Genomic DNA, 11,630 nt, shown 5'->3' with positions numbered 1-11,630 from the left:
GGGTCAGCCTATCTGGAACAACTTCGAAAAATTGGAGATGGCGAGGATGGTGCGGACGTCCGGCGTGCAGTTGATCAGACGAACAACAGCCTTGTCACCGCCGGCATGATCACGCAGCAGCAACAGCATTCCCAGCGCAGAACTGTCCAGGTAATGCGTGCCAAGCAGGTCCACCACGTAGCTCAGGTCCTGCGGAGATTCCTCATACGCCGCGCGGAAATCCTGGTGCGCAGCAAAATCGAAGCGTCCCTCGATGAAAAGGGTCAACTGGCGACCATCGGCCGAAAGTTCGGAAGTGACTGTCATGGGGACTCCGAGGTGTTTCATCAACGAGACAATGTGAGCGTAGACCAGACCGAGAGTGAGCCGGGCCGGATTGAGTCAAAAAATCAGAATTGTTCATGACGGGGCAAACGCTGGGACAACTCGTCCAGCAGCTTCTGCTCCCGCTTGTCCTCAAGCCTGCGTGCTTCGTCCATGTAGCGCTGCACCAGCTTGCGCAAACCCTCGACCCGTGCGTAGCAATCCTGCCAGGCGGTGCGCGCCCTATCGAGGTTGGTCTTGTGCCACTCCAGACTCTTGTATTGCTGGGCGACGGCGACGTCAAGCTGGCTGAGAAAACGTTGATAGCCGAGCAACCACTGGCCGGAAACCCCGGCGCTGCCGCGCTGCAGCCATTGCTGCTGATAATCCTGCCGAAACTGGTCCAGCTCCTGCAATTTGTTGTTGGCCAGATTGACCTGCCCCTGAAAGTGCCCGAGCCGCTGAGCCGCTGTCCGCTCGGCGGCTTCGGCCATCTCGACCACGGGCGCCAGACGCGCTGCTCGACTCTGGGCCATGACCTATCAGCCGCCAGGTGCCGGGGCGAATATCGACGCCAGGGCATCGCCGCTGCCCTGCATGCTTTCATTCTCGCGCAGGGCCTGACGCTGATAACGCACCAGCACCGGGTGCAAGGCAATGGCCATGTCGGTTTCACGGTCGCCACCGGCCACATAGGCCCCCACACTGATCAAGTCGCGGGTCTGCTGATAACGCGACCACAGCTGCTTGAAATGTTGCGCCCGGGCCATGTGCTCGGGGCTGACCACAGCGGGCATGACCCGGCTGATGGACGCTTCGATGTCGATGGCCGGGTAATGCCCCTCTTCGGCCAGACGCCGGGACAGCACGATGTGGCCGTCGAGTACACCCCGTGCGGAGTCCGCTATCGGGTCCTGCTGGTCATCGCCTTCCGACAGCACCGTGTAGAACGCAGTGATGGAGCCACCGCCCTTTTCGGCATTGCCGGCGCGCTCGACCAGTTTCGGCAGGCGGGCGAACACTGACGGCGGATAACCCTTGGTCGCCGGCGGCTCGCCGATGGCCAGGGCGATTTCACGCTGAGCCTGTGCGAAACGTGTCAGGGAATCCATCAGCAACAGAACGTTTTTGCCTTTGTCACGAAAGTATTCGGCAATGCGCGTGCAGTACATCGCCGCACGCAGACGCATCAGAGGCGCATCGTCCGCCGGCGAGGCGACCACCACCGAGCGCTTGAGGCCCTCTTCGCCCAGAATATGCTCGATGAACTCCTTGACCTCCCGGCCCCGTTCACCGATCAGGCCGACGACAATAATGTCCGCCTCGGTAAAGCGCGTCATCATGCCCAGCAACACGCTCTTGCCCACGCCCGTACCGGCAAACAGCCCGAGACGCTGGCCGCGACCGACCGTCAATAAACCGTTGATGCAACGAATGCCGACATCCAGTGGCTGGCTGATCGGGTCACGCTTGAGCGGGTTGATGGTCGGGCCGTCCATCGGCACCCAGTCTTCGGCCTTGATCGGCGAACGGCCGTCCAGCGGCCGCCCCGCGCCGTCCAGCACGCGCCCCAGCATGCTCATGCCCATCGGCAGACGACCGGTGTCGGCAAGCGGCACGACGCGCGCACCTGGCGCGATACCGGCCACGCTGCCGACTGGCATCAAAAACACCTTGCCGCCCGAAAACCCCATCACCTCGGCCTCGACTTCCACCGGATGATGGCTGTCGTCGTTGATGACCATGCAACGACTGCCCATTGCCGCTCGCATGCCTTCGGCTTCGAGTGTCAGGCCGACCATGCGCAGCAGGCGCCCTTCCACGACTGGCTGGGCAGGCAGGCTGATCGACTCGGCGTACGAGCCGAGCCGTTTGCCGAAGCTGGTGCGATCAAGGCGCATCGAGGGTGTCCGCGTCAGATTCTGCAGGGCCGGAGGCTTTTATCGGCGCGGTCTCCAGATCAACGCTCAGGTCTGCGGCAGCAGGATGAGTAACCTGCTCGTGCAACTGATCGTGCATCTTGGAAATCGCCAGCGCGATGCGTGTTTCAACGCTGGCATCGATACGGCTGTGTTCGGTTTCAATCCGGCAACCGCCCGGCAGCAAGTCTTCGTCTTCGACAATCTTCCAGGCCTCTTCATGACGCTCGCGCATGGCCTTGACCAGCAGGAAGTCCTGAGGATTGATAAAGATTCGCAGGTTCTGCGCGCCCATCGGCAGCAGCTTCAGCGCGTCACGCAAAACACTGGCGATCTGCCCGGAGTCGGTCAGCAACTCGCGCTGAATCACCTTGCGCGCGATGTGTTCGACCAGATGGATGACGGCTTTTTCGATCTGCGTGTCCTGCTCGGCAATGGGCTCCAGCAGGTGACCCATCAACTGTTCGAGGCTGGCGATCTTCGCCGTCAGGGCAACTTCCGCTTCCTGACGGACCTTGAGCTGAGTGCTGTGAAAACCTTCTTTTTCACCCGTGGCAAAGCCTTCGTTCCAGGCTTCCTGGCGAATGCTTTCCAGCTCTTCCAGGGTCAGCGGCTGAACTTCGTCCAGCGGCACCTCTTCCATCTCGACCGGTTCGTCGACAGGTTCTGGCTCGGGTTCAGGCTCGGGCTCCACATGAGGATCGAAGCTGGGTAACGCCCAGATATCGAGCGTCCCGGCGTCCTTGGCGCGAATGAGGTCGCTGGCCAGTTCTTTATTGGGAGTGGACATGAGTCAGCTGAATCCTTAGATCATTTCCTCGCCACCTTTGCCACCGAGTACGATCTCGCCGGCCTCGGCCATACGACGCGCAATGGTGAGGATTTCTTTCTGGGCGGTTTCCACATCGCTGACACGTACAGGACCCTTGGCTTCCAGGTCGTCGCGCAGCAGTTCGGCAGCACGCTTGGACATGTTCTTGAAGATTTTTTCCTTGATCGCCTCGTCCGAACCCTTGAGCGCCAGCACCAGCACGTCCGAGGACACTTCGCGCAACAGCGCCTGAATGCCGCGGTCGTCGACGTCGGACAGGTTGTTGAAAACGAACATGAGGTCTTCGATCTGCACCGAAAGGTCTTCGTCGACCTCGCGAATCGAATCCATGAGTGCGCCTTCGATAGAGCTGTCGAGGAAGTTCATGATATCGGCCGCACGCTTGATGCCACCCAGGGTGGTACGCGACGTGTTGGCATTACCGGAGAACTGCTTCTCGAGAATCTGGTTGAGTTCTTTCAGTGCCGCAGGCTGCACGGTGTTGAGCGACGATACGCGCAGAATGATATCCAGCCGGACCTTGTGATCGAAATGCCCGAGTACTTCACCGGCCTGATCGGCATCCAGATACGCCACCACAATGGCTTGAATCTGCGGGTGCTCGAAACGGATCACGTCAGCAACCGCGCGCGGCTCCATCCACTTGAGGCTGTCCAGGCCGCTGGTGTTGCCACCCAGCAGAATACGGTCGATCAGACCGTTGGCCTTGTCCTCGCCCAATGCCTGAGTCAGCATTTTGCGGATATAACCATCGGAACCGACACCGAGGCTGGTCTGATCGCCGACGATGTCGACAAACTCGCTCATGACCTCTTCAACCTGCTCGCGATGCACATTGCGCATCTGAGCCATGGCCACACCCACCTTCTGGACTTCCTTGGGGCCCATGTGCCGTAGCACCTGCGCCGCGTCGGTTTCACCCAGTGAGAGTAACAGTACAGCCGCTTTTTCAACTTTGGAGAGTTTGGCTACCATGGCTCGTTCATTCATCAGTGTTGATCCACTCTTTCACAACCTGAGCCACGCGGCCAGGGTCCTCAGCCACCAAACTCTTGATTGCATTCAGCTGTGCGTCATAACCCTCGGTCGGGCTAGGCAGCAAGATACTCTGCGGACCGCCCAGGCTTACACGGTCGTTGGACAGTTCGCCGTCCAGCCCGCCCATGCCACCGAGTTCGGCGTCGCCGCCACCGAACGCGGCCAGTTGCTTGCTCTTGCCGTTGGTGATGTTGTTCAACACCGGACGCAGCACACCGAACACCAGGATCAGGATGAAGATCACACCCACGGCCTGTTTGATGATGTCCCAGAACCAGGGTTGCGAGTAGAACGAGGCTTCGGGCAAGACTTCCGCGCGCTCACTGGAGAACGGCACGTTGATCACGCTGACGCTGTCACCACGGCTGGCGTCGAAACCGACCGCATCCTGTACCAGACGCGTGAAGCGGGCCAAGTCTGCGGCGCTCCACGGCGCACGGGTAACTTCGCCGTTGGCAGCATTGGTCTTGACCATGTCATCGACCACCACCGCCACCGACAGACGGGTCAAACGGCCCTGCTGCTGTTTGGTGTGGCTGATGGAGCGGTCCAGTTCAAAGTTCTTGGTCGACTGCACACGCTTGTCAGCCGGGAACGGCGCCAGCGCTGGCTGACCGGTGGCCGGGTCCATGATCTGCTGACCGTTGGCGTCGAGCAGCGGCTGACCCGGCGCGATTGGACCGGCCGCACCCGCCGCACCGCCTCCGGCAGTCTGCGGAGCGGTCGCCGGACCTGGCGGTTGATTGCTCAATGCCCCCGGAACGCCCCCCGAGCTCGAGCTGCTGGAGCGTTGTTCATTGACCGATTGCTCGCTGCGCAAGGCCGGCTGGTCAGGGTTGAAACTTTCGGCTGTTGACTCGACAGCACTGAAATCCACCACTGCCGACACTTCAGCTTTGTAGCGATCATTGCCCAGAATCGGCTGCAGAATATTCTGCACGCGCTGGGTCAGCATGCCTTCCATGCGGCGGCTGTAATCAAACTGCTTGCCAGCCATGGTCAGCTCGGAGTTTTCCGCCTGATCGGACAGCAGAGCGCCCTTCTGGTCCACCACGGTGATCTGCGACTTGCTCAATTCGGGAACGCTGGTGGCCACCAGATTGATGATGGCCAGAACCTGGCTCGGCTCCAGCGAACGGCCGGCATACAGCTCGACCAGCACCGAAGCGCTTGGTTTGCGATCGTCACGGACGAACACCGAGCTTTTCGGAATGGCCAGGTGTACACGAGCAGCCTTGACGTTGTTCAGGGCCGAGATGGTACGCGCCAGTTCGCCTTCCAGACCACGACGATAACGTGTGGCTTCCATGAACTGACTGGTCCCCAGCCCCTGGTCCTTGTCAAGAATTTCAAAGCCGATGTTGGCGTCGTTCTGTACCACGCCGGCCTGAGCCAGCTGAATGCGCGCGCGCTGCACGTCATCGGACTTGACCAGCAAGGCACCGGAGTTGGGCTCGACGGTGTAATTGATGTTGGCTGCCGTCAGCGTGTCCATGATCTGCTTGCTGTCCATGCCGGCCAGACTGCCATACAGCGGACGATAGTCAGGCTGCTGGGACCAGAGCACCACGGCAAAGCCGATGGCCACGCTCGCCGCCAGACCGACCATGAGGCCGACCTGACGCAGCATGGTCATTTCGGAAAGATTTTCCAGAAAAGACAAACCAAACAGCGGTTTTCTTTCGGAAGCGCCCGCTCTAGCGGGAACCGGATCGGCTGTTGCTTCGGCCATGACTCAGTACGTCCCTTAAACCGGCATCTGCATGATGTCTTGATACGCCTGAACCAGCTTGTTGCGAACCTGGGTCAATGCCTGGAAAGACACACTGGCTTTCTGCGACGAAATCATGACGTCTGTCAGATCGATGCCACTCTTGCCGACTTCAAACGCACTGGCCAGCTGGCTGGAAGCCTGCTGGGTCTGAGCAACCTTGTTCACGGCCTGGCCAAGCATGTCGGCAAAGCTGCTGGCGCCGGCTTCCTGCGCGCCGGACACGGGCTTGGGGGCAGACATCGCATCCATCTGCATGGCCCGCATATCCAACATCAAGCGATTAAATTCAACACCTTGGCTCATGGACGTTTCTCTCGTAAGGCCCGCAAATTTTTGACACTGATTCAGCGGATACATAAGACATAGCAACAACGGTGCCAGCTAGATGGCGGCAATATGCCACACCAAATGGAAATGCCATGTCGTCTGTCATCAAATCACTCTGCAGCGCAGGCGCTTCAAGGCCTGAGAGCATTTTTTACGTATTTTTACGTGTATCGACTGCCTCACATTCCAACGACCACTGCTCACCACTGGCGACCAGCGCCAGTCATTCACGTGGCAAAGAGATACGCTTCGACATCCATGCCTGCGTCGCGCATCTGTGCGAGCTTGTAGCGCAACGTACGCGGGCTGATACCCAACCGTTCAGCGGCTTCCTTGCGACGCCCGCGCTCTGAACGCAGGGTGTCGATGATCATTTGAAACTCACGACGCCGAAGGTCGTCCCCCAGCGCGCCTACCGATTCCGGCGCAGCAGCGGCAGCGCCATTCTCCGACACGGAGATGACAGGCAGAGACGCCACAGCCTCCGTGACAACCGCTGCGGGCAAGCCCGTAACCGGCCCGGACAAACAGAAATCCTGCGCCTGAATCACGCCACCCTGCTGCAGAATCAAGGCGCGCTGGATGGCGTTATCCAGTTCACGTACGTTGCCAGGCCAGGCGTACCCGACCAGACACTGCTGCGCTTCGGCAGACAGCCGGACCGGCGCGTGCTTCATTTTATTGACATGCTTGGCCAGAAGCCGCTCGGCCAACGGCAGAATATCGGCAGTCCTTTGACGCAACGCTTGCCATGCCAACGGAAAAACCGACAAGCGATAAAACAAATCCTCACGAAAGCGCCCCGCCGCCACTTCGCCCGCCAGATCGCGGTTGGTGGTGGCCACGACACGAATATCCAGGGTGATCGGCTTGCGCGCGCCTACGCGCTCGACCTCTCGCTCCTGCAGTACACGCAACAGCTTGGCCTGAAGCCCCATGGGCATTTCAGAAATCTCGTCAAGCAGAATGGTCCCGCCATCCGCCTGTTCGAACTTGCCGGCCTGCGCCGCAATAGCGCCGGTGAACGAGCCCTTTTCATGACCGAACAGGGTGGCTTCCAGCATGTTGTCGGGGATGGCCGCACAGTTGATCGCGATAAAAGGTTTATCGGCACGCGGCGAATTTTGGTGAATAAAACGCGCCAGTACTTCCTTGCCGGTGCCGGACTCGCCGGAGATCAGCACGGTGGAGTCGCTTTTCGCCACACGGCTGGCCAGGTTCAACAACTGAAGGCTGGCGGGCTCGACGGCAATCGGACCGTCACTCTCGGCAGGCCCGAGACGCCCGAGTGCGTGCCGCGCAACCAGAGCAATCAGGGCCTTGGGTTCAAAGGGCTTGACCAGATAATCCGCCGCGCCCTGGCGCATCGCATCGACCGCACGCTCGACCGCGCCGTGCGCCGTCATCAACAGGACCGGAAGCTGCGGATGTCGACTGCGCAACAGGCCCAGCAACTGATGACCGTCCATGCCCGGCATATTGACGTCGCTGACCACCAGATTGAACGGTTGAGCCTCGGCCGCCACCAGCGCCTCTTCGGCCGAGCCGACGGCACGGTAACCGTAGCCGGCCAGTTCCAGCGTTTCGCCCAGCGCTTCGCGCAATGCACGGTCATCCTCGACCAACAGCACATTGATCGACATCAGTTGTTACCCGCCGGCCCGGAGGCCGGAATCAGCGGCAGGCTGACAATGGCGCAAGTACCGCGTCCGACGCGAGACCGGTAATGCACGCCGCCCTGATGCGCACGCGACACCGCCGTGACCACGGCCAGACCCAGCCCTGTGCCGGTGGCCTTGGTGGTAAAAAACGGTTCGCCGATGCGCGCCAGCGCTGCGCCGTCCATGCCGCTGCCGTTATCACTGAAACACAGGCGCAGCGTGTTGCCGCGACCGTAGGCATGAATTTTCAGGCGCGTCTGGCCAGCACTGGCCTGAACGGCGTTTTCAATCAGATTGAGCAACGCACCGACTAACGTGTCGCGATTGCACAGCAGCTCGCCGTCGATGCTGTCGCACTGCCAACGAACCGAAACGCCCTGCACGTGCGTGGCTGCGGCGTTCTGCAAGGCCTGGAACAGCGCGCCCGGCGTCAGGCGATCTGTCAACGGCAGTTCGCCACGGGCAAACACCAGCATGTCGCGAACCTGATGCTCAAGCTCGTGCAGGCGGTCCTTGAGACGCAAAGCGAAGCGTTGCTGGGTTTCCACCGGCAATTCCTGCTCGGCCAGGTGGCTGGCATAGATCATGGCGGCCGACAGCGGCGTGCGGATCTGATGCGCCAGGGAAGCCACCATCCGCCCCAGCGATGACAGACGCTCATGACGGGCCAGTTGCTCTTGCAGATGGCGGGTTTCGGTCAGGTCGTTGAGCAGCACCAACTGGCCCGGCTCGGCGTCCAGTGAACGGGTGGCGATGGACAGCCTGCGGCCATCCTTGAGGGACACTTCATGACCGTCGTCTTCACGCGGAGCAAAGCAACGACTGATGACGTGACGCCAGAGCATGCCCAGTAATGGCTGACCCAGCAGGTCGATGGCAGCCGGATTGGCTTCGCGCACCACCCCCATGCCGTCGATCACGATCACGCCACCTGGCAGCAGGTCGAGCAGGTTCTGCAGACGATTGGCCAGCCGCTCCTTTTCCGCCAGCTCTTGCAGACGCTGGACACCGGCATGGGCCAACTCACCTTTGAGTTCAGTGACACGCGCTTCAAGCAGTCCGTAGGAATCGGCCAGTTGCGCCGACATCTGATTGAACAGTGAGAACGCCTGCTCAAGCCCCTGACGACTTTCCAGTTCCGGGGAATACGGAATCTGGACAGATGAGGCGGAAGTCAGTTGGGCGGCCTGGGACATAGTTCATCTCTCTCGTGGCGAACCGTCAGTAAACGGTGTGTTAAGAGAGACTTAGCAATCCTCGTGCCGAAAAAAAACCCCTGAAAATTCAGAGGCTTGATTTTTGGCGTTTTGAACAGGCGTCAATCCTCCGCCTGTTCATCCCCTTCGCGACGGCTCATACCGTACTTGCGCATCTTCTCAACCAGCGTGGTACGACGGATCCGCAAACGCTCCGCAGCCCGCGCAACAATGCCATTGGCATCGTCAAGCGCTTGCTGGATAAGACCCTGCTCCAGGCCGCCGAGGTAGTCCTTCAGGTCGAGACCTTCAGGCGGCAGCATCGCCCCCGAAGAGAAGTTCGGCGTGTTGCTGTTGATGGCGACACGCTCTTCGATGTCGCTGCGCAGGCTGTCGACCATCTGCTCGTCTTCATCATCGACATAGCGGAACTTCTTTGGCAGCTCGGCCACGCCGATAACGCCATACGGGTGCATGATCGCCATGCGCTCCACAAGGTTGGCCAGCTCACGCACGTTGCCCGGCCAGGCGTGACGACACAGCGACATGATGGCCGCGGAGTTAAAACGAATCGAGCCGCGCTTTTCGTGTTCCATGCGCGAGATCAGCTCGTTCATCAGCAGCGGAATGTCTTCGACGCGCTCGCGCAGCGGTGCCATCTCGATGGGGAACACATTGAGACGGTAGTAAAGATCTTCGCGGAAACTGCCCAGCTCGATCATGTTTTCGAGGTTCTTGTGGGTCGCCGCAATGATGCGCACGTCAATGCTCTGGGTCTTGTTGCTGCCCACGCGCTCGAACGTACGCTCCTGCAGCACGCGCAACAGCTTGACCTGCATCGGCAGCGGCATGTCGCCGATTTCATCGAGAAACAACGTACCGCCGTTGGCCAGCTCGAAGCGGCCTGCACGGCTGGTGATGGCCCCGGTGAACGCGCCCTTCTCGTGACCGAACAACTCGCTTTCGAGCAGCTCGGCCGGAATGGCACCGCAGTTGACCGGCACAAACGGCGCATCGCGGCGCTTGGAGTGATAATGCAGGTTGCGGGCGACGACTTCCTTGCCGGTGCCCGACTCACCGAGAATCAACACGCTGGCATCAGTATCGGCCACCTGCTGCATCATCTGCCGAACGTGCTGAATCGCGCGGCTGGTGCCTACCAGGCTGCGAAACAGGTTCGGTTCACGATGGCGGCCACGCTCGCGGGCCTGATCGTACATTTCACGATAGACCTGGGCGCGGTGCAGGGAGTCGAGGAGTTTGCTGTAGCTAGGCGGCATCTCGAGCGCTGAAAGCACACGGCGACGCAAATCCTCCGGCAGCTCGACAGAAGAATTTTCGCTCATCAGCAGCACAGGAAGGAACTCATCCCATGCTGCGATGGTCTTAAGCAGCCCTTGAAGGCTGCCCGGAGCGCTGACGCTGCCCACCAGCACGCACAGCACTTCTCGTGGAGACGCCAGGGAGCCGACAACCTGCTGCCAGTCCTGACTGGAGCAGGAGAGATTTTCTTCGCCCAGAAAATTCAGGATAACCGCCAGATCCCGGCGGCGCTGGCTATCGTCATCGATTAGCAGAATCTTGATTTCACGCCACATGCAATAGCAACTTCCCTAGTCAACTCAATGCCCATGATTGGGGGGCAGCTTGGCATCTCAGCCGAATATAATCTTGAGACGCCAGAAAATAGTAAACATCACTAGTTAAGTCAAAAAAACGGACACAGTCAAATTTATGGCGAAAATCTCGTCCGACAATAAAAATGACAATTAAACATTAACCAAACAGATGGTATACCTTCGTCGCATTTTTGGCATTCTGGATTTGAGACATTTCATCGACAACGGCTTGACGCTCGCCGGTTGCAACATCAATTAATTGCCGGTATACGCCCAGCAGCTCTTCCAGGTTGCTGCGCAGCGCCGGTTCATCGGCAGGCGCTTCGCTGACCACCGAGTCCATGCACTCGCGACACGCGAGGTCCAGTTTGACGATAGCCTCCCAATCACGCTCGGCAAGGGCCCCTACCAGAGCTTCACGGGTTTCTTCGATACGCTTGAGCGCAGCACTCATATTCTTGTTCTCCTGAGGCCATCAGCCTACTGCATGGTACCAATCGCGTCCCAGCCTTCCTTGACGGTGATCAGCAGGCCGGCGACTTCATCGAGAATCTTCTGATCGTTACGGGCGTTGGCTTCGGCCAGGCGCGTCATCATGTAGTGATACAGATTGTCCTGCCGCACCAGGCTTTCGCTAGGCGCAGTTTCCAGGTCCAGCCCTTCACGCAGCCCGCCGACAATGCCGATGGCCTTGCTGATGAACACGCCTTTGTTGGCGATGTCCTTGCGAGCCATCGCGCCCTTGGCCTGAGCGATGCGGTCAAGACCGCCCTCCATCAACATCTGGACCAGACGATGAGGGCTGGCTTCCGAGGTCTGAGCCTGGGCGCCGATTTTCTGATACTGCCGCAACGCTAACATCGGATTCATAATGGGCCTCGTAACAAATCCAGAATACTGATACTCAAGCTATCGACGCATGGCCCGGAAACTTTAGCCCAAAAGCAAGAACCCGACACAG

At 59.7% G+C, this 11,630-nt stretch carries 12 protein-coding genes; all 12 read right to left on the bottom strand.

The window, feature by feature from the left end; genetic code table 11:
• Positions 1 to 3 precede the first annotated feature (3 nt).
• The 12 genes from BW686_RS15210 to fliS all read right to left on the bottom strand — a co-directional run bounded on the left by BW686_RS15210 (position 4) and on the right by fliS (position 11,539).
• Positions 4 to 306, bottom strand: a complete 303-nt coding sequence (locus BW686_RS15210; protein WP_084918210.1) for an STAS domain-containing protein — start codon at positions 304 to 306, stop codon at positions 4 to 6.
• 83 nt (positions 307 to 389) lie between these two features.
• The gene (gene fliJ, locus BW686_RS15205) at positions 390 to 839 is read right to left on the bottom strand and encodes a flagellar export protein FliJ (RefSeq protein ID WP_084918207.1); all 450 of its coding nucleotides are present in this window, start codon (positions 837 to 839) and stop codon (positions 390 to 392) included.
• 6 nt (positions 840 to 845) lie between these two features.
• Entirely contained in the window at positions 846 to 2,204 is a 1,359-nt protein-coding gene (gene fliI, locus BW686_RS15200; RefSeq protein WP_084918204.1) for a flagellar protein export ATPase FliI, read from the bottom strand.
• Positions 2,194 to 3,012 (bottom strand): flagellar assembly protein FliH, encoded by an 819-nt coding sequence (gene fliH, locus BW686_RS15195; protein WP_084918202.1) that lies wholly within the window; start codon positions 3,010 to 3,012, stop codon positions 2,194 to 2,196. The genes fliI and fliH overlap by 11 nt, the downstream gene beginning before the upstream one ends.
• Before the next feature lie 15 nt (positions 3,013 to 3,027).
• Complete coding sequence (gene fliG, locus BW686_RS15190) at positions 3,028 to 4,044, bottom strand: flagellar motor switch protein FliG (RefSeq protein ID WP_005890098.1); 1,017 nt, start codon at positions 4,042 to 4,044, stop codon at positions 3,028 to 3,030.
• Entirely contained in the window at positions 4,037 to 5,824 is a 1,788-nt protein-coding gene (fliF, locus tag BW686_RS15185; protein ID WP_084918199.1) for a flagellar basal-body MS-ring/collar protein FliF, read from the bottom strand. The genes fliG and fliF overlap by 8 nt, the downstream gene beginning before the upstream one ends.
• 15 nt (positions 5,825 to 5,839) lie before the next feature.
• On the bottom strand, positions 5,840 to 6,169 hold the full coding sequence (gene fliE, locus BW686_RS15180) for a flagellar hook-basal body complex protein FliE (protein ID WP_084918196.1): 330 nt from the start codon (positions 6,167 to 6,169) through the stop codon (positions 5,840 to 5,842).
• 251 nt (positions 6,170 to 6,420) lie between these two features.
• The gene (locus BW686_RS15175; protein WP_084918193.1) at positions 6,421 to 7,836 is read right to left on the bottom strand and encodes a sigma-54-dependent transcriptional regulator; all 1,416 of its coding nucleotides are present in this window, start codon (positions 7,834 to 7,836) and stop codon (positions 6,421 to 6,423) included.
• Positions 7,836 to 9,050, bottom strand: coding sequence for a sensor histidine kinase (locus tag BW686_RS15170; RefSeq protein ID WP_084918191.1), 1,215 nt, complete (start codon positions 9,048 to 9,050; stop codon positions 7,836 to 7,838). Before BW686_RS15170 ends, BW686_RS15175 begins: the two co-directional genes overlap by 1 nt.
• A 122-nt stretch (positions 9,051 to 9,172) precedes the next feature.
• Positions 9,173 to 10,648 carry a transcriptional regulator FleQ gene (gene fleQ, locus BW686_RS15165; RefSeq protein ID WP_084918188.1) on the bottom strand — a complete coding sequence of 492 codons (1,476 nt, stop codon included), beginning with the start codon at positions 10,646 to 10,648 and terminating at the stop codon, positions 9,173 to 9,175.
• A gap of 178 nt (positions 10,649 to 10,826) precedes the next feature.
• Positions 10,827 to 11,123, bottom strand: a complete 297-nt coding sequence (gene fliT / locus BW686_RS15160; RefSeq protein WP_084918186.1) for a flagellar protein FliT — start codon at positions 11,121 to 11,123, stop codon at positions 10,827 to 10,829.
• A 26-nt stretch (positions 11,124 to 11,149) separates the two neighbouring features.
• Positions 11,150 to 11,539, bottom strand: a complete 390-nt coding sequence (gene fliS / locus BW686_RS15155; RefSeq protein ID WP_084918183.1) for a flagellar export chaperone FliS — start codon at positions 11,537 to 11,539, stop codon at positions 11,150 to 11,152.
• Between the last annotated feature and the right edge of the window lie 91 nt (positions 11,540 to 11,630).

It is taken from the genome of Pseudomonas syringae, from assembly GCF_002157375.1.
GTDB lineage: Bacteria > Pseudomonadota > Gammaproteobacteria > Pseudomonadales > Pseudomonadaceae > Aquipseudomonas > Aquipseudomonas syringae_T.
The sequence above is the reverse complement of the archived record's forward strand: the minus strand, read 5'-3'. Positions and strand labels throughout refer to the sequence as shown.

Coding starts and splice junctions, on each gene's coding strand:
- fliE (WP_084918196.1), bottom strand. CDS start 6,169: ATGAGCCAAGGTGTTGAATTTAATCGCTTGATGTTGGATATGCGGGCC.
- fliI (WP_084918204.1), bottom strand. CDS start 2,204: ATGCGCCTTGATCGCACCAGCTTCGGCAAACGGCTCGGCTCGTACGCC.
- fliS (WP_084918183.1), bottom strand. CDS start 11,539: ATGAATCCGATGTTAGCGTTGCGGCAGTATCAGAAAATCGGCGCCCAG.
- fleQ (WP_084918188.1), bottom strand. CDS start 10,648: ATGTGGCGTGAAATCAAGATTCTGCTAATCGATGACGATAGCCAGCGC.
- BW686_RS15210 (WP_084918210.1), bottom strand. CDS start 306: ATGACAGTCACTTCCGAACTTTCGGCCGATGGTCGCCAGTTGACCCTT.
- fliJ (WP_084918207.1), bottom strand. CDS start 839: ATGGCCCAGAGTCGAGCAGCGCGTCTGGCGCCCGTGGTCGAGATGGCC.
- fliH (WP_084918202.1), bottom strand. CDS start 3,012: ATGTCCACTCCCAATAAAGAACTGGCCAGCGACCTCATTCGCGCCAAG.
- fliF (WP_084918199.1), bottom strand. CDS start 5,824: ATGGCCGAAGCAACAGCCGATCCGGTTCCCGCTAGAGCGGGCGCTTCC.
- fliG (WP_005890098.1), bottom strand. CDS start 4,044: ATGAATGAACGAGCCATGGTAGCCAAACTCTCCAAAGTTGAAAAAGCG.
- BW686_RS15175 (WP_084918193.1), bottom strand. CDS start 7,836: ATGTCGATCAATGTGCTGTTGGTCGAGGATGACCGTGCATTGCGCGAA.
- fliT (WP_084918186.1), bottom strand. CDS start 11,123: ATGAGTGCTGCGCTCAAGCGTATCGAAGAAACCCGTGAAGCTCTGGTA.
- BW686_RS15170 (WP_084918191.1), bottom strand. CDS start 9,050: ATGTCCCAGGCCGCCCAACTGACTTCCGCCTCATCTGTCCAGATTCCG.